Genomic DNA, 17,732 nt, shown 5'->3' on the forward strand with positions numbered 1-17,732 from the left:
TTGAGCTGGGATGAATGTTTAAAAATGCCTTAAATTTCCTATCTCAACAATAACACCTTGAAAATAAGAATGTGTAAATTTCTCATTTTCCTCACTCTTGCTATCACCTGTTTTGGCTAAATTTTTATCCCTAAGCGCACAAAGTCCCCAAAGCCCAGCTCTGATCTTATAAAATTCTTTATTAGTCTGCACTATCCGTCTTATACTAGCAAATGGAGTTTTGCTACCCCAAGTGCTAACATCAGTTTTATGGTAAAGATCAAAAAGCGTTGCCATGCCACCAAGGCTAGCTAACGCTTCTATTACGCACTCTTTTTGGTTCATTTCTCACTTAGATACTCTTGTAGGCTTTTTACCTCAAGTGCTTTACCAGTTTGAACTGCACTTAGCGACTTAACAGCTGCGAGTGCTGCACGGATCGTTGTAAAATATGGGATTTTAAATCTAAGCACATTTTGGCGGATCTTTTTTCCATCATCTACACTTGATTTTGTATCGCTTGTGTTTATAACAAGTGCGATGTCGCCGTTTTTAAGCCTATCTTCGACGTTTGGTCTGCCCTCGCTTATCTTATAGACAAACTCAGCCTCCACGCCAGCTTCGCTTAAAATTTTATGCGTTCCGCCAGTTGCGATGACACTAAAGCCAAGCGCTATTAGCTCTCTTGCAAGGTCTGGCGCATAAGATTTGTCGCCGTCAGCTAGCGTCAAAAATACCCTGCCCTTGCTTGGCAAAGTATTGCTCGCAGCGATCTGACTCTTTGCAAATGAGCTTGCAAAATCGTGACTGATACCCATAACCTCGCCCGTACTCTTCATCTCAGGACCAAGGATGAGATCGGCACCACTTAGCTTGTTAAATGGCAATACACACTCTTTTACACAAATATGCGAACTTACGCGAGGTTTTAGGATGTCGCCGTCCTCATAAACAACTCTGTAATCATCATAAAATTTAAGCGCCTCACGTAAATTTCCCTGCCACATAACTCTTGTTGCTACCTTTGCCATAGGCACGCCGGTAGCTTTACTCACAAACGGCACGGTCCTACTTGCACGAGGATTTACCTCGATCATATAAAGCTCGTTTTCATAGATGGCAAACTGGATATTCATAAGGCCGACAACGCCCAAATTTAGCGCGATATCTCTGGTTTGCTTCTCCACTTTTTTTATCATTTCATCACTTAAACTCATCGGTGGCAATATGCAAGCTGAGTCGCCAGAGTGAATTCCAGCCTCCTCGATGTGCTCCATTATCGCGCCGATATAGACCTCTTTGCCGTCGCATATCGCATCTACGTCGAGCTCTTTTGCGTCTTGTAAAAATTTATCAAGTAACACTGGCGAGTGGTTGCTAACCTTTACCGCCTCGCTCATATACTCTTTTAGCTCGCTCTCGTTATGCACCCTTCTCATTGCTCTACCGCCTAAAACGTAACTTGGGCGAACGAGCACTGGGTAGCCGATAGTAGCGGCCTTTTGCAAGGCTTCTTCTAGGCTAATGGCAGTATCATTTTTAGGCTGAAGGACGCCTATTTTATTTATAAATTCGCTAAATTTCTTTCTATCCTCGGCCACGTCGATCACTCTTGCAGTTGTTCCGATGATCTTGGCACCGATCACGCTTAGGCGTTTTGCAAATTTAAGTGGAGTTTGTCCGCCAAAATGCACGATCACGCCGTCTGGCTTTTCGCGCTCGATGACAGCTCTCACGTGCTCAAAATCGATCGGCTCAAAGTACAAAATATCGCTCGTATCGTAGTCAGTCGAAACGGTTTCTGGGTTGCAGTTGTACATTATCGTTTTTACGCCAAGGTCTCTTAGGGCGTAGCTTGCATGTACGCAGCAGTAGTCAAACTCTATACCCTGACCGATCCTGTTTGGACCGCCGCCTATTATCATCACCTTTTTAGCGTCTTTTACTAGCTCTTTTTTAGGAAATTTAGTGATATTTGTGGTTGAGTAAAGATATGGGGTTAGCGCCTTAAACTCGCCCGCACAAGTATCGACCTCGTTATATTCAAGCTCGATGCCAAGCTTCTCTCTCGCAAAATAGATATCATTTTGGCTAAGCTCAAGATCGTCTTTTTCATTTATAAGCACAGCTATCATTTTGTCTGAAAAGCCCATGCTTTTGGCCTCTCGTAGCAGCTCTTCGTTGTTTAATATATCCATGTCGATCTTCTCTTCAAATTTAACTATCTCATAAATTTGCTCTAAAAACCATGGATCAATCTTACTAAACTCATGCACCTCAGCCACACTAAAGCCGTCCCTAAAGGCTTGTGCGAGATATAAAATTCTCTGTTCATTTGCATTTCTGATGCCATAAACCAAGGCATTTTTCTCTAGACTAAGGCTGTTAAATCCGCAAAGGTCACGCTCTAGGCTGCAAAGCGCCTTTTGGATACTCTCTTTAAATGTCCTACCTATCGCCATGACCTCGCCAACTGACTTCATCGCAGTGCCTAGATATGGGTTTGATCCCGGGAATTTCTCAAATGTAAAGCGAGGAATTTTTGTCACGATGTAGTCAATAACCGGCTCAAAGCTAGCAGGTGTGCCTGTGATGTCGTTTTTGATCTCATCTAGGCTAAAACCAACTGCAAGAAGTGTCGCGACCTTTGCGATAGGATAGCCAGTGGCTTTACTAGCTAGCGCTGAGCTTCGGCTGACGCGTGGATTCATTTCGATAACGATCATGCGACCACTTTTTGGGTCTATGGCAAACTGCACGTTACTGCCACCAGTATCAACGCCAATCTCACGAAGTATGGCAAAGCTTGCATCACGCATAGCCTGATACTCTTTATCTGTGAGTGTTAGTGCTGGTGCAACCGTGATGCTATCGCCTGTATGAACGCCCATTGGGTCAAAATTTTCGATCGAGCAGACGATGATGCAGTTGTCATTTCTATCTCTAATGACCTCCATCTCGTACTCTTTCCAGCCAAGCAAGCTCTCTTCTATCAAAATTTCATGTATCGGGCTTGCGTCAAGGCCAGTGTTGGCTAGCTCTTTAAACTCATCCATATTATAAGCCACGCCACTTCCCGCACCACCAAGCGTGTAGCTAGCTCTTATGATGAGTGGAAAGCCTATCTCATTTGCTGCATTTAGTGCGTCATCCATGTTATAAGCATATCTACTCTCAGGCAGGTCCATGCCGATCTTTTGCATGGTCGCTTTAAAAATTTGTCTATCTTCGCCCTTTTTTATCGCTTCTGGGTTTGCACCAAGAAATTTGACATCCTTTAAAAGGCCACTCTCAAAGACCTCCATAGCGGCGTTTAGCGCCACTTGACCGCCCATCGTTGGCAAGATGGCGTCAATATTTTCTTTTTCGATGATCTTTAAAATGCTATCTTTTGTGATCGGCTCAATATACGTTGCATCAGCAAAATTTGGGTCAGTCATGATGGTGGCTGGGTTTGAGTTGATAAGCACTACGCGGTATCCAAGCTCTTTGAGCGTCTTGGCTGCTTGTGTGCCTGAGTAGTCAAATTCGCAGGCTTGACCGATGACGATAGGGCCTGAGCCGATTAGCAAAATGGTATTTATATCTGTTCTTTTTGGCATCATTTTTCCTTTGTTACAACGTATAGATAGTTTGGTATGTTTAGTTTTGCATAGGGCTCAACTATCACGCTTTGATAGGAGCTCTCTTTTAAAATTTTACTCACGCGCCCTACTGGCACTCCACTAAAAAATATCCCGTCAAGCCCACTCGTAAAGACCTCGTCGCCCTCTTTTGGACTGAGCCATTGTGGGATAAATTTCACCATTATTTGGCCTTGATTTCCATGTGCGACGCCTGGAATTTTGTCATTTCCTATATAAACTGCAAATATACTTTTTGGGTCATTTTGCAAATAAGCTAGTGGCTTGCCATCTTTTGCGATGACGATGCCAGCGCTATTTCCTTGATAGATGAGCCCGTAAATTTTATTTGGGTCATATCCTTCAAACTCACTTATCCAAATTTTATTATAATCCCCGATATGCACGTAGCTAAGCCCTTTTACTAGCTTTACAGCTGGGGCGTAGGTAGTTGAGTTTTTATCTTTTAAAATTTGATTTAGCTCGTTCGCAAAAGTAGAAAGAAGCGTGGCTGAGCGCTCTAGCTCTTCATTTTGCGCTCTTAGCTTTTCTATCTCGCTAGCCTGCCTAAAATATTCGTTTATATAGTCTTTCACGCTTTTAGCAAAATTGTCGTATGAATTTGTAGCATAGTTACTAAACCAAATAGAAAGATTACTTAAAATTTCTCCCTTGAAAACTGAGGCCGTAGCAAGCAATGCTATAAAAACAAAAAGAACAATCTTACTCTTCATTTGTCAGCTGTTGTAAAAGCCCAATCTCTTCAAGTGCCTTGCCTGTTCCTCTAGCAACCGCGAGAAGTGGCTCATCTGCTACAAAAACTGGAAGTTTAACGATATCAGATAAAAATTTATCAAGTCCTCTAATAAGCGCTCCACCGCCAGTTAGTACGATACCAGTCTCCACAATATCGCCCGCAAGATCAGGTGGCATCATCTCAAGCACGGTTTTAAGCGCATCTGCGATCTCTTTTAGCGGTTCTCTCATCGCCTCTCTCACATCTTCGCTTGTTAGTTCGACTCTACTTAAAAGGCCACTTACCTGGTCGCGACCTTTTACCACTACGCTTAGCTCTTTTTCAAGCTGCACGGCAGAACCTACGGCGATCTTTATCTCCTCGCCAGTTCGCTCACCTATTAGTAAGTTATATTTCTCTTTTATGTAATTAACAATGCTAATATCGATCTTATCGCCAGCTGTGCGGATTGATTTTGAAATAACTAGACCACCAAGCGAGACGACACCAATCTCAGTCGTACCACCACCGATATCAACCACTAGGTTACCTTGTGGCTCACGAACTGGTAAATTTGCGCCAATCGCTGCTGCCATAGGCTCTTCGATCAAAAATACCTCTCTTGCTCCAGCACTTAAGGCGCTTTCTCTAACAGCTTTTCTTTCGACCTGAGTAAGTCCATAAGGAACTGAGATGATGATCCTTGGGCGTAAAAAGCTTTTTCTTTTGTGAGTCTTTTCTATAAAATAGCGTATCATGCGCTCAGTCATATCAAAATCCGCAATAACACCATCTCTCATCGGTCTTATAGCCTCAATATCACCTGGAGTTTTTCCGACCATCTCTTTTGCAGCATGTCCGACCGCTAAAATTTTTTGCTTGCCATATTTTTCACGCCTTACTGCAACAACAGAAGGTTCATTTATTATTATGCCTTTATCCTTTACCAAAACAAGTGTATTTGCCGTACCGAGATCTATGCCCATATCACTTGAGAAAAAACCTATAACCTGATCTAAAAACATCTATTTCCTTTACGCTATTTTCTTATCGTGTTTTATTAAAATTGGCTTTGCCTTATCTTTTACAGTCTCTTTTGAGATAACAATATCATACTCTTTTAACTCTGGCAGCTCATACATTATGTCTGTCATAAGCTCTTCCATTATACTTCTAAGCCCTCTAGCTCCGGTTTTTCGCTCGATAGCTAAACTTGCTATCTCTTCAAGTGCCTCATCATCAAATTTAAGCGTAGCACCGTCAATCGCACAAAGCTTTTGGTATTGTTTTAATATCGCATTTTTTGGCTCAGTTAAAATTTTTACCATATCTTCTTTTGTTATCTCGTTCAAAGTAGCCACGACGTGAAGTCTGCCAATAAGCTCTGGGATGAGGCCATATCTTACAAGATCGTCTGGCTCAAGCAGGCTTAGTAAATTTTCTTTTTCGTTTTTACCACGTTTTTCTTGATTAAATCCAAGAACATTTTTTCCAACTCTTCTCTCAATAATATCAAGAAGTCCGTCAAATGCACCACCACAAACAAATAATATATTTGTGGTATCTATCTGGATGAAGTCTTGGTTTGGATGTTTTCTGCCACCTTTTGGTGGGATGTTCACGACGCTTCCTTCGATGATCTTTAATAATGCTTGCTGCACGCCTTCGCCTGAAACGTCTCTTGTGATACTTCTGTTTTCACTCATTCTAGCGATCTTATCGATCTCATCTACAAAAACAATGCCCTGCTCCGCCTTTTTCACGTCACCATTTGCAGCCTGTAAAAGCCTTGTTAGGATATTTTCAACATCCTCGCCGACATATCCAGCCTCAGTTAGGCTTGTCGCGTCGCAAATTGCGATAGGCACGTCAAGAAATCTCGCCAAAGTCTGAGCCATCAATGTCTTGCCGCTTCCAGTTGGGCCAACAAGCAAGATGTTTGATTTTGAAATTTCAGTATCGTCTTTAATGTCGCTTTGTTTAAAAATTCTCTTATAGTGGTTATATACGCCGACGCTAAAGACCTTTTTAGCTCTATCTTGACCGATCACATAGTTATCAAGTACCGCTTTTAGCTCCTTTGGTGTGAGCTTTTGATACTCTATCGTTTCGTCATTTTTACTCTCTTCTACGCTAGTATCTCCATGTATCATATCGTATGCGGCTGCTATGCAGTACTCGCATATATAGGCATTTCCTTCGATATCAGCGAGTAATCTTCTCTCGGCAGACTCTGCCTCTCCACAAAAATTACACTTTCTAGCCATTAATCTCTTCCTTTTGCAAGCGGAATTCCTCTTGTCGTTTCTAATATAAATTTACACATTTTTTTAACGTTTTCGTCGCTAGTTTTTGAGATCAACTCGTTTGCTTGATCTTTTAGGCTAATGCCTTGATTAAACAAAAATTTATAAGCGCGAACTAGCTCCTCAACTTGCTCTTTGTCAAATCTGCGTCTAATGCCAACCAAATTTAAGCTTCTTATATATGCTCTATTACCCTCAGCTAGGCAAAATGGCACTACGTCTTGGCTGAGCGCGCTTGCACCTGCGATCATGCAGCTCTCGCCCACTCTAACAAACTGATGAATTGGCGTAAGACCGCCCACAACAGCATAGTCGCCAAGCTCGACGTGACCTGCCAGGGTTGCGTTATTTGCCAAAATGACGTTGTTGCCTATTATGCAGTCGTGTGCAATGTGAGAATACGCCATGATAAAAGCATTATCGCCGATCCTTGTTATGCCATCACCCTTGTGCGTACCAGAATTTATCGTGCAAAACTCACGTATAGTTGCGTGTTCTCCGATGATGACACCAGTATCAATTTCATCTTTATAACTGATATCTTGTGGGATGTCGCCCACGATCGCATAGCTAAACACACGAGAGTTATCGCCGATTTTAGTCTTGCCAAGCACCCTTGCGCCTTGCTTTATCGTGACGTTGTTGCCAAGGACCGCATCTTTACTTACAAACGCATAAGCCTCGATATTTGCGTCATCTCCAATGATCGCTCCATCTTCTATTACAGCTGTTTGGTGGATATTTTTCATTGTATCTCTTTTTCTTAAAGCCTATTTATCGACTATCATCGCTTTTAGTTCAGCCTCAGCGCAAAGTGCGTCATCTACGTATGCCTTGCCATCAAGCACCCAGATATTTCCTTTGTGTTTTAGCACATTTAGTCTATACTCTAGTCTATCTCCAGGACGGACCGGATGGCGAAATTTTGCTCCGTCTATGCTCATAAAATAGACTACTTTATTCTCGATACCAGCTTGATGCTCATCACTCATGCTCTTAAACGCTAGCACACCGCCAGCTTGCGCCATACCTTCGATTATCATCACGCCAGGATAGATCGGGTGACCTGGGAAATGCCCCTGAAATATCGGCTCGCCAATGGTTACATTTTTGTAAGCTACGATATTCTTAGCTGGCTCTAGCTCGACAACTCTATCTATAAGTAAAAATGGGAATCTATGTGGAAGAATTTTTTGAATTTCTACGACGTCTATCACGTTTTAGCCTTAGTAATGTAAATTTGTGGCGATTGTAACAAATTTATACTAAGAAAAAAATTATTAGCCTCTTTTAAAAATCTCTAAATTTCGCCTTATGTGGCAAAAATTTAATTCACTGCTTTAAGATAAATTTTATAAACTTACCTTTTAGTCTAAAACCAAAATTTCTTCGCTATCGTTGTAAAAAACAGCCTTTGCGTAAATTTCGTAGCTACCCTTTTTGACCTCGTCTAAGATGATGATAGGATTTTGCGAAAACTCCCCGCTTATCTCACGGCGAAATTTTAGCTCATCATCAAGCTCAAGCGGCCTTTTGCAAAGCTCATCAACGCTTTTAAATTTGCTGTTTGTAAATTTATTAAAGCGCTCTATGCTCATAAATATCGCGCCCTCTTTTAGCTCATCGTCCATTTCGCAGGAATTTTCTACATTTAGCTTCAAATTTTCTCTTTTAAAGCCAGAGTAGAGCACAAAGTAGCTTGGTATCACAGCGTTTTGAAATTTCACACTAGCGCGTAAAAGCCTGTAGTTTAAAAATCGCCTTCTAAAAAGGTGAAATTTCTCACCTCTCGCCTCGCACTCGCGCACCTTTTTATAAAGCTCAAGCCTAGCTTCTATGCTGCCATAAAGCGCCCTTGCGTGTAGCTCGCTCGTTAGCTCACTTTGGGGCAAATTTTGCGAGTCGCGCTGTTTTTTTAGTGCAAAGACGCAGCCGCAGTAATTTTGGTGATAGAGCTTATCTTTTTTAGCTAGGATGAACTGCTCGCTTGTGCCGCCATTTTTTCTATAATCAACCGCAACGGCTTCTAAATTTGAGCCAGCCACCGCCTCATCAAGCGCCCTTTTAAGCTGAGAAAAGTCCTTTTTTGGGCTCATCAAAAGCGTCGTCGTGATCTTACTAAGTCCTAGCTCTATCGCCTTTTTAGCAGAGTCTTTCATACGAAAGTCAAAGCAGTATTCGCACCTTTTACCCTTTTCTGGCTCATCTTCAAGCCCTTTTGTGCCACCAAGCCACGCTTCGTAGTCATATTCGCCACATATTAGCTTGATGCCTAGCTTCTCGCAGCTTCGCTTCACGTCCTCAAAACGTAGTAAAAATTCGCTATATGGATGTATATTTGGATCGTAAAAATAGCCTACTATTCGCTCATTTGGATAGTCTTTTCGTAGGCGCTGTAAAAAGTAGTGGCTATCGACCGAGCAGCAGATATGAACTAACAAATTTGACCTTTTTTGCTTGCATTATATCAAAGTTTGTCATCATAAAATTTAGCTGCATCGAGGTATTTTTTAAGGACATTTTGGCTTGCAAGATCATCAAATTTACCAAAAGCCACTTGCTTGCCGGATTCGATGATTAGCACCTTTTGCGCTATCTTCATCGCACTTAAAATATCGTGCGTGATAAAAATAATGCTGATCTTTTCATCTAAGCTTAAAAGCAAATTTATGATCTTTTGCTTTGTTTCATTATCAAGCCCGCTTGTTATCTCATCGCAGATTAAGACTTTTGGTTTTGAGAGTAGTGCCAGCAATATCCCGACCCTTGTAGCCTCACCGCCACTTAGCTGAGATGGATATTTATCTAAAATTTCATCTTTTAAATTTAAATTTGCTAGAAGCTCTTTGAGCTCATTCTCGCTAAAGCTAAGCTTAAGGTATGATCTCACGTGAGCGATGGCTGTTTTTACTTTTGGCGCTGGATTTAGGGCTTGCTTTTGATTTTGCAAGATATACCTGATATCTTTTTTGAGCTCATTTTTATCCGTGATCTCCTCATCGTTTATGTAAATTTTGCCCCCACTTTTTGGCTCACTAAATGATATGAGCTTTGCAAGCGTGCTTTTGCCACTACCGCTTTGCCCCAAAATGGCTAAATTTTCGCCATCATCAAGCTCGCAACTTATCCCCTCTAAAAGGTGCAGCACTTCAGCTCTAGCGTTAAAATGCTCCTTAAAACTTAAACTTTTTGAGACGTTTTCAAGCCTTATTTTCACGCATTTTCCTTTAAATTTAGCCGCCCATCTCTCATCTGCCAAATTTCATCACTAAGATAGCTTGTCAGCGCCTCATCGTGCGAGATAAAGATGACGCTCATCTTACCTTTTAGGCTCTCTAAGATGCCCGCCACGTGGCTACCGCTAATGCTATCAAGTCCGCTTGTTATCTCGTCGCAGATTAAAATTTTTGGCCTCAGGCAAAGTGCAAGAGCTATCTGCACGCGACTCGCCTCACCACCACTTAGCTCGTATGAGTATTTGTGCCAGATGAGATTTGCATTACCCAGCCCAAACTCCCTAAAATAAGCAAATGCGAGCTCTTTATTTGATTTATTATCGCCGCCAAGATAGGCATTAAAGTGATCGCCCACGTTTAAGAGCGGATGAAGGCTAGCAACGGAGTTTTGAAAAACGAGCGCGGCAACCTTTTTTCGGTGCTCTTTTAGCTCATTTTGGCTAAGTTTTAAGATATCTTTTTTATAAATGCTAAATTTATCCGCCCTCACTCTAAATTCGTCATCAAAAAGCCTTATTAAGCTCTTTGCAAAGAGCGATTTGCCACTGCCGCTAGCGCCTGTAATACCTATAAATTTACCCTCGCTCATGCGAAAATCAAGCTCACGCAAAAGCTGCCTATCCTTATAAAAAACGTTTAAATTTTTAATCTCTATCATATTTTTATATTGCCATTTTTTGAATTTGAGGTGATGATCGAAGTTGCAAGGATGAGCAAAAAGAGCGTCACCCCGGGAAAAAGCACCATCCACCAAGAGCCAAGAAAAAGCGCCTCTTTGCTCTCATTTAGCATGATGCCAAGGCTTATTTTATTAGCGTCGCTACCCACGCCAAAAAAGCCAAGCGTGGCCTCCATGACGACTGCGTTTATCGCGTTTATGCCAAAGATACTAACTACAAGATGCTTTAAATTTGGCAAAATTTCAAAGCAGATAAGGCTAAATTTACCAGCCCCATTAATGACCGCTTGCTCGGCGTAGTCACACTTTTTATTAAGCCTTAAATTTTGCATAAAGACCTTTGCACCCTGCATAAAGGAGCAAATGGCGATGATAAAAGATGTTATAAAAAGATCATCGCTACTAAATGAGCTAAAAAGCATGATAAAAACGATGTTTGGTATGCTTAAAAAGGCATCAAGCCCCTTATCAAAAACACTCTCACAAACTCTGCTCTTGCTCGTGCCAAAATATGCGTAGATGAGCGAAAACAAGGTCGTTAAAAAGCCAGCTAGCAGCAGGACAAGAAGCGAGTTTTTAAGTGCGTAGGCTACCCTTATGAGATTGTCCCTGCCTAGGATGTCAGTGCCAAAGATGTGTTCGCCGTTTGGGGCTAAATTTACCGCCATGAAGTCAGTGAAATTTGGCTCAAATTTAGAAAAAAACGGCGTCACAAAGGCAAATGTGACAAGTGCCAAAAAGACAAAACAGGCTAGAAAAAATATGACTTTTCTCATAAATTTCTCTTATCTGCTAATATGGCGAAAATTTTTGCTAGCAAATTTGCAAAAACGACAAAAACGGCCGTTAGTAAAATGGTCGCAAGCGCGACTGGATAGTCTTTGGCGATCACCGCATCAAGGCTAAGCTTGCCTATGCCCGGAAATGAAAAAATGCTCTCGATGACGTATGAGCCAGCAAAGACGCCAGCTACAAGGGTGGCGAAATAATAGACTATATCGGTGCTTGCGTGCTTTATAGCAAAGAGATAAATTTTGCCGCGCCCCAAACCTCTAGCGTGAGCTGTTTGGATAAAGTCAGCGTTTAGGCTTTGATTTAGTCTGTCTCTTACAAATTTCACATTTGCGCCAAGGTGTGGCAAGATAATGGCAAGCGTTGGCAAGATGATAAATTTTGCTCCTACTCCGCTAGATCCTAGCTCGTTTGCCCCAGAGCTTGGCAGCAAATTTAGATAGACGCTAAAGATCGCTATTAGTACGAGCGCAATGTAAAAATGCGGCAATGAAGCCAGCAAAAAGGAGCTAAAATTTATAAAGATATCGGCAAATTTATTTTTATAAATGGCGCTTAAAAATCCTAAGAAGAAGGATAAAAAAACTATCAAAAAAAATGAGGCGAAAAATAAGATAAGCGAGTTTAAAAGCCGCTCTTTAATTAGTAGAGATACGCTCGCTCCGCTTACAAAGCTCGTGCCAAAGTCTCCTGTGACAAAGTGAGTAAGCCATCTAAAATACTGCACAAAAAAGCCATCTTTTAGCCCCAAATTTTCTAAAATTTGCTCTTTTATAGCCACGCTTAGCGCTTCACTCCGCAAAAACATCGCGTCAGTAACGTTTCCTGGCAAAAAGTATATGAGCAAAAATAGAAAAAATGAGATGAAAAACAGCAACCCAAGGCTTGAGATCGCTATTTTTAAAATGGCTCTAAACAAAGTTTTTATCCATTATTTTACTTGCCACTCTCTTATGTTCCATAAAAATCCAGCCCCATGATGTCCCAAAATTTGCGTCTTTATGCCTGAAATTTTGTTATTAAACACAAGTGGATAGTCAAGATAAGCTATAAAAATGTAAGGTGGGTTTTCATGAAGTGCTTTTAGAAATTCTTTATAGTGCTTTTTCCTTAGCTCCACATCCTTTGTATATCTCGCGTTTTTTAAGGCAAGATCGACGTTTGCGTCCTTGTAGTGGCTAAAGTTCCAGCCATTTTCATTTACACTCACATCGGCAAATCCACCAAAAATTCTATATGTGTGAAAATCTGGATCAAACGGGCTTCCCCAGCCGATCACAAAGCTATCGACCTTACTTAGATCAAAAGCTATTTTTGGCTTTGCGTAGGCTTTGGCTCTTACGCCAAATTTCTCAAACTCGCTGCTTAAAATTTTAGCTAGATTGACCCTTAAGATGTCGTTATTAAAAGCGTAGATGTCAAAGCCAAGCTCCTTGCCGTCCTTTTCAAAAAAGCCAGCCTTGTTTTTCTTAAAGCCGCTTTTTTCAAGTAGCTCCCTAGCCTTTTGCGGATCGTAGCTAAATTTAAACTCGCTGTCATTTGCAAAGCTTTTTTCTATCGGATTATTTGCCACGCTTGCATATCCGTGAAATAAATTTTTAACTATCTCATCTTTATTTACCGCGTAGTTTAGGGCAAGTCTTACATTTTTATCTTGAAAAAGAGGATATTCAAAGTTAAACATCAGCGCTCTATAGTCCGCACTTTTAAACTTAAGCAAGCTTAATTTTTTATCATTTTTTATAAAATTTACGCCAGTTGGAGAGATGAGAGCGACGTCGATCTCACCGCTTTTTAGCCCTACAAGTCTTAAATTTTCATCGCCGACAATTTTAAAAAATACCTTCTTTATCTTTGGCTCGCCCTTGTAAAATTTCTCATTTGCCACAAACTCCAAACTCTCATCTTTTTTCCATTTTACAAGCTTGTATGCGCCAGTTCCTACTGGAGCCTCGTTAAATTTATCAGTCGAGATATCTTTGCCCTTTAGGATATGCTCAGGCAAAACGCCAAAACTAAGCGCATCAAGAAACGGCGGAAATGGCTCTTTTAGCGTGATTTTTACTTTATAATCCCCTAAAATTTCAATACTTTTTACCACCTCGTAGTTTGAGATAGCAGGTGCGTTTAGCTTCTTATCTTGAGCCGCTTCGATGGTAAATTTAACATCCTTTGCGCTAAATTTCACCCCGTCATGCCAAAAAGCATCATCTCTTAGCTCAAAAACATACTCCAGCCCGTCATCACTCACCTGCCAAGACTTGGCAAGCTCAGGCACGACATGGCTATTTTCATCGTGGCTCGTAAGTCCCGAAAAAACCAGCGAAAGTGTAGGATCGTGATCCTCGTCATAAAGTGGGTTTATACGAGGTGTTTGCTCCTCGATAGCTATTACGACTTTACTCTCATTTGCATAAAGGTAAACGCCAAATAACAAGAAAAATGCAAGTAAAATTCTCTTCACATTATCCCCTTTTTTTGAAATATTTATAAAATGGTAATACGAATTTTATAAAAGTATTATTAACTAAAATGTAAATATAAACGTCTAAAAATTTGGAAATTTCTAACTAGAATTTAACCTTATTTAAAGTAAAATCAAAGTTTATTTTAGATCACTTCAAGGTAAAAATTTAAATGAATAAAAATAAAAAAATAGCCCTAATTTCAGGCATAAGTTTAGTTTCACTTTTACTTATTTACACACTTATTGGCTTTTTTGGTGTTCCTTATGCTATCAAAAATGTTGCTCCAAAGTATCTAAAAGACTACAATGCAACACTTTTTGTGAAAGAGGCTAAATTTAATCCATTTACCTTTGAGCTAAACGCTACAAGTGCCGAGCTAAACACAACTTCACCACTTTTTAGCACAAAGCAAGTCGATGTCAAGCTAAAGCCATTTTCTATCTTCAAAAAGCTCATAGAGATTGATATTTTTAGACTAGACGAACCAAGTGTTAATATAACAAGAGCAAAAAACGCTAGCTTTAACTTTAGCAACTTCATAGGTGAAGATAATGCAAGCAATGAGGACAACAGTACAAGCTCGATAAATTTCGCCCTAAATAGTGCCAAGATCATCAAAGGCTCATTTTCGTATAGCGACCAAAATCTCACAAAGCCATTTAATGTAAGTTTTTATGATATAAACTACGAGTTAAACTCGCTAAATACAAAAAAGAATAGTGCTGGCAATCATATCTTTGACTCAAACTCAAGCCTTGCACACAAGATCGACTTAAAAGGTGATATCAGGCTAAATCCGCTAAACATAAATGGTAGTGTCGTCATTAAGGACTTTAGCATCAAGCCAGTTGCGATAAGCTTCATCGATAACGATACACTAAACCTTAAAAATGCGGTCATAAATTTAGGAATAAATTACGCTTTAATTGCCGACGAGAACGCTACAAATATAAATTTAAAGGGTAGCTTTTTAAATATAAAATCACTAAACATAGATGAGGGCAAAAACGAACTAAGCCTTGGTGAGCTAGAGCTTCCAAAATTTGATCTATCAAGTAAGATAGCAGACAAGATAGATGCTAAATTAGAGCTAAATGCCATAAATTTAAGCGATGTGTCATTTAAAAATGCAATAACAGCAAGCTTAAAATCACTAAATTTAAACGATATTTCGCTTTTAGCAAATTTAAATGAAAAAGGTGAGCTAAATGCGACAGCTGCACTAAATAGCATAAATGCAAATACCCTAAAAATAGACGAAACCAGTAAAAATTTAGTAAATCTAAAAGATATAAATGCCTCAAATTTAAATGCAAATTTAGCAAATAACAAAACCACTCTAACGCTTGAAAAAATAGCGTTTGAAGGTATCAATGCCCCGCTTAGTAAAAATGCGAATGCAAATGTGGTAGGGGCTAATTTCTCAAACATTAGCTTCGCTCAAGATACTAATAAAAGCCTTGCAACTCTTGATGAGCTTAGTATAAATGGCATAAATTTAAAGGCAAAAAATAAAGAAATTTTAGATATCGCTGATGTGCTTACAAAAACGATCAAATTTGACATTTTAAATATGGCTTTGAGTGCCGAGAATATCGATGTAAATAGACCAAAATTTAACTCAGAGTTAAATGATAGCGGCTTAAGCGCGATAAACCAGCTTGGGCTTGGTGATAAAGAGCCGGTAAAAACAGCCAATCATCGCACTAAAACCAAAAAAGAGAATACATCAGTTTCAAAAAGTAAAGAAAATGAGTTTAAATTTGATATAAGAAATATCAATGTAAATAACGCCAATATCGCTTTGACGCACATTTTTGAGGGCGAGAAGATTGCTCATAAATTTGATAATTTATTTGTAAAAATAGCAAATTTAAGTAGCGATTTTAGTAAGCCATTTGACGCAAAAGTGGCGATGAAAAGCTCGCAAAAGCTAAATTTGGATGTTGAGTCCAAGATAAAGATCGAGCCACTTGATGTGAGTGCGAAGATCAAGCTAAATGATACAAATTTACCAAAGTATTTTGCCTATGCAAAGCCCTTTTTAGAGGCAGACCTTTCAAGTGGAGAGATGAGCGCAAATGCCGAACTTCACTATGCAAAAGATATAAAAGCAGATGCAAAGCTTAGCGTAAAAGATATTAGATTAGATGATAAAAATAAAGAAAAGCTAATCGCATTTAAAAGTTTAGATGTAGATAAAATTTCACTTTTTAAAAATAATCTTGAAATTACTGGAGTTGCCTTAAATTCGCCATTTATCAAGGCTCATCTAAGTAAAGAGCGCGAATTTAATCTAAGCAAAATCGTAAAAGAAGATAAAAACAAAGCCCAAAGTGAGCAAAAAGCTGAGAGCAAAAAGATAGCTAGTAAAAAAGATGACGAGCTAAATTTTAGTATCAAAAATTTCTCACTTAACAACGGCGAGGTTGATTTTTCAGATGCGTCACTATTTATGCCATTTGCTACAAAAATTTCAAATCTAAATGGCAAGCTAACTGACATCGATAAAAAACGTCCAAGTTCGGGCGAGTTTAAAGGCACAGTTGGTAAGAACGGTTTTTCTCAGATTACAGCAAAATTATTTCCTTTTGAATTAAAGCAAAATACCGACATTAAGCTTGATTTTAAAGACATTGATCTAATCGACATAACGCCATATAGTGGGCAATTTTTGGGCTATAAAATAAAAAAAGGTAAGTTAAATTTAAATCTAAATTATAGCGTTGTTGATTCAAAACTAAATGGCACAAATCTTATAAATTTTGACACACTCACACTTGGAGAAAAGGTTGATTCAAAAGATGCTGTAAATTTGCCACTTTCGCTTGCTATATCGATATTAAGCGATCAAAATAATCAAATAAATATCGACCTGCCAGTTGAGGGAAATTTAGACGATCCTGACTTTAAATATGGCGGTGTCATTTGGGCTGCTGTTAAAAAACTCTTTGCAGACATTACGTTAGCTCCGTTTAGATTTTTAGGTAATGCTCTAGGACTTGGCAGCAAGGATCTTAGCTCTATTGATTTTCTTGCTGGAAGTAGCGAGTTAATAAGCTCAGAAGCACCAAAAATAGCTGATTTTATAAAGCTAACTAGTGCAAAGCCTATGATGAAACTTAGCATCACACCTACTTACTCTGAAATAGATGTGCTCTACTTTAAAGAAAAAAAGCTTGATCAAAAGATAAATCAAATAATCGCCTCAAATGGCAAAGATTATATCACTGTGTTAAATTCCCTTGTTCCAAACGCTAAAGACAAAAGCGATAAGGCCTTAAGAGAAGAGGCAATAGAAGCTATCGAAGTGGATAAGGAAAAGCTAGTTGAGCTAGCAAATGAGCGTGCAAATGCAGTAAAAGAAGCACTCATAAAAGCTGGGCTTGAGGCTGGTCGCATAAATGTAAATGATGCAACAAACTCAGAGCCTAAACAAAACACCTACACAAGTGTGCTTATGGGAGTGGCGAACTAAATTTCATTTATCTCGCTGCTTCTTGCGTTGTAAACAAACCAACTAAGAAGCATGAGCATCATAAATGCGCCAAAAACTAGGCTTGCGTAAAAATATAAGCTAAAGCCTTCGCCTAGTAAATTTGCATTGTGAAGAGCGATCATAACGCCAGCAAGTGAAATTAAATATCCAATTAGCTTGATGATAAAAATTTTTGGATTTACAAGGATGAGTAAAAGCCCGCAAAGCATGACGCCAATGGCTATTTGTAAATTTAAAATGTTAGCTTGAGCACTTGAGCCAAATGTCAAAAAACCAAGCAAAAATATGACTAAAACCATCAAAACAGCATAAACCGCTCTGTTTCGTCCAAAGCTATACATAAAGCAAACAAAGCCTTTGTTATGTTTGTTGTAGTTCATTTTTCGCTCCTAGTAACAAGTTTTTGTATTTTAA

15 protein-coding genes are annotated in these 17,732 nt (G+C 39.6%); 1 reads left to right on the forward strand and 14 read right to left on the reverse strand.

Annotation, left to right across the window (positions count from 1 at the left end; genetic code table 11):
* Positions 1–18 precede the first annotated feature (18 nt).
* The 13 genes from B9N62_RS10875 to B9N62_RS09205 all read right to left on the reverse strand — a co-directional run bounded on the left by B9N62_RS10875 (position 19) and on the right by B9N62_RS09205 (position 13,815).
* Positions 19–324: a hypothetical protein gene (locus tag B9N62_RS10875; protein ID WP_257640238.1), complete on the reverse strand. Its 306-nt coding sequence runs from the start codon at positions 322–324 to the stop codon at positions 19–21.
* Positions 321–3,581, reverse strand: a complete 3,261-nt coding sequence (gene carB, locus B9N62_RS09150) for a carbamoyl-phosphate synthase large subunit (protein WP_087585227.1) — start codon at positions 3,579–3,581, stop codon at positions 321–323. Before carB ends, B9N62_RS10875 begins: the two co-directional genes overlap by 4 nt.
* Complete coding sequence (mreC, locus tag B9N62_RS09155; protein ID WP_087585228.1) at positions 3,581–4,336, reverse strand: rod shape-determining protein MreC; 756 nt, start codon at positions 4,334–4,336, stop codon at positions 3,581–3,583. Before mreC ends, carB begins: the two co-directional genes overlap by 1 nt.
* The gene (locus tag B9N62_RS09160; RefSeq protein WP_021090637.1) at positions 4,326–5,363 is read right to left on the reverse strand and encodes a rod shape-determining protein; all 1,038 of its coding nucleotides are present in this window, start codon (positions 5,361–5,363) and stop codon (positions 4,326–4,328) included. Before B9N62_RS09160 ends, mreC begins: the two co-directional genes overlap by 11 nt.
* A gap of 9 nt (positions 5,364–5,372) precedes the next feature.
* A complete protein-coding gene (gene clpX / locus B9N62_RS09165; RefSeq protein ID WP_021090629.1) occupies positions 5,373–6,605 on the reverse strand; it encodes an ATP-dependent Clp protease ATP-binding subunit ClpX in 1,233 nt (410 codons plus the stop codon).
* Positions 6,605–7,393 carry an acyl-ACP--UDP-N-acetylglucosamine O-acyltransferase gene (gene lpxA / locus B9N62_RS09170; RefSeq protein WP_087585229.1) on the reverse strand — a complete coding sequence of 263 codons (789 nt, stop codon included), beginning with the start codon at positions 7,391–7,393 and terminating at the stop codon, positions 6,605–6,607. Before lpxA ends, clpX begins: the two co-directional genes overlap by 1 nt.
* A 21-nt stretch (positions 7,394–7,414) precedes the next feature.
* On the reverse strand, positions 7,415–7,861 hold the full coding sequence (fabZ, locus tag B9N62_RS09175) for a 3-hydroxyacyl-ACP dehydratase FabZ (RefSeq protein ID WP_087585230.1): 447 nt from the start codon (positions 7,859–7,861) through the stop codon (positions 7,415–7,417).
* A gap of 150 nt (positions 7,862–8,011) precedes the next feature.
* Entirely contained in the window at positions 8,012–9,085 is a 1,074-nt protein-coding gene (locus B9N62_RS09180) for an epoxyqueuosine reductase QueH (RefSeq protein ID WP_087585231.1), read from the reverse strand.
* Between the two features lie 26 nt (positions 9,086–9,111).
* A complete protein-coding gene (locus B9N62_RS09185; protein ID WP_087585232.1) occupies positions 9,112–9,861 on the reverse strand; it encodes an ATP-binding cassette domain-containing protein in 750 nt (249 codons plus the stop codon).
* Positions 9,858–10,538, reverse strand: a complete 681-nt coding sequence (locus tag B9N62_RS09190) for an ATP-binding cassette domain-containing protein (protein ID WP_087585233.1) — start codon at positions 10,536–10,538, stop codon at positions 9,858–9,860. Before B9N62_RS09190 ends, B9N62_RS09185 begins: the two co-directional genes overlap by 4 nt.
* Positions 10,535–11,335, reverse strand: coding sequence for an ABC transporter permease (locus B9N62_RS09195; RefSeq protein WP_087585234.1), 801 nt, complete (start codon positions 11,333–11,335; stop codon positions 10,535–10,537). The genes B9N62_RS09190 and B9N62_RS09195 overlap by 4 nt, the downstream gene beginning before the upstream one ends.
* A complete protein-coding gene (locus B9N62_RS09200; RefSeq protein WP_087585235.1) occupies positions 11,332–12,270 on the reverse strand; it encodes an ABC transporter permease in 939 nt (312 codons plus the stop codon). Before B9N62_RS09200 ends, B9N62_RS09195 begins: the two co-directional genes overlap by 4 nt.
* Before the next feature lie 12 nt (positions 12,271–12,282).
* A complete protein-coding gene (locus B9N62_RS09205) occupies positions 12,283–13,815 on the reverse strand; it encodes an ABC transporter substrate-binding protein (RefSeq protein ID WP_087585236.1) in 1,533 nt (510 codons plus the stop codon).
* Between the two features lie 173 nt (positions 13,816–13,988).
* Here B9N62_RS09205 and B9N62_RS09210 point away from each other — a divergent pair, with 173 nt between their 5' ends.
* Positions 13,989–17,297: a DUF748 domain-containing protein gene (locus B9N62_RS09210; RefSeq protein WP_087585237.1), complete on the forward strand. Its 3,309-nt coding sequence runs from the start codon at positions 13,989–13,991 to the stop codon at positions 17,295–17,297.
* Here the strand turns inward: B9N62_RS09210 and B9N62_RS09215 are convergent.
* On the reverse strand, positions 17,294–17,698 hold the full coding sequence (locus B9N62_RS09215; protein WP_087585238.1) for a hypothetical protein: 405 nt from the start codon (positions 17,696–17,698) through the stop codon (positions 17,294–17,296). The two genes, B9N62_RS09210 and B9N62_RS09215, sit on opposite strands and share 4 nt — an antisense overlap.
* Positions 17,699–17,732: the final 34 nt, after the last annotated feature.

The sequence above is a fragment of the Campylobacter concisus genome (assembly GCF_002165785.1).
Taxonomy (GTDB): Bacteria; Campylobacterota; Campylobacteria; order Campylobacterales; family Campylobacteraceae; genus Campylobacter_A; species Campylobacter_A concisus_W.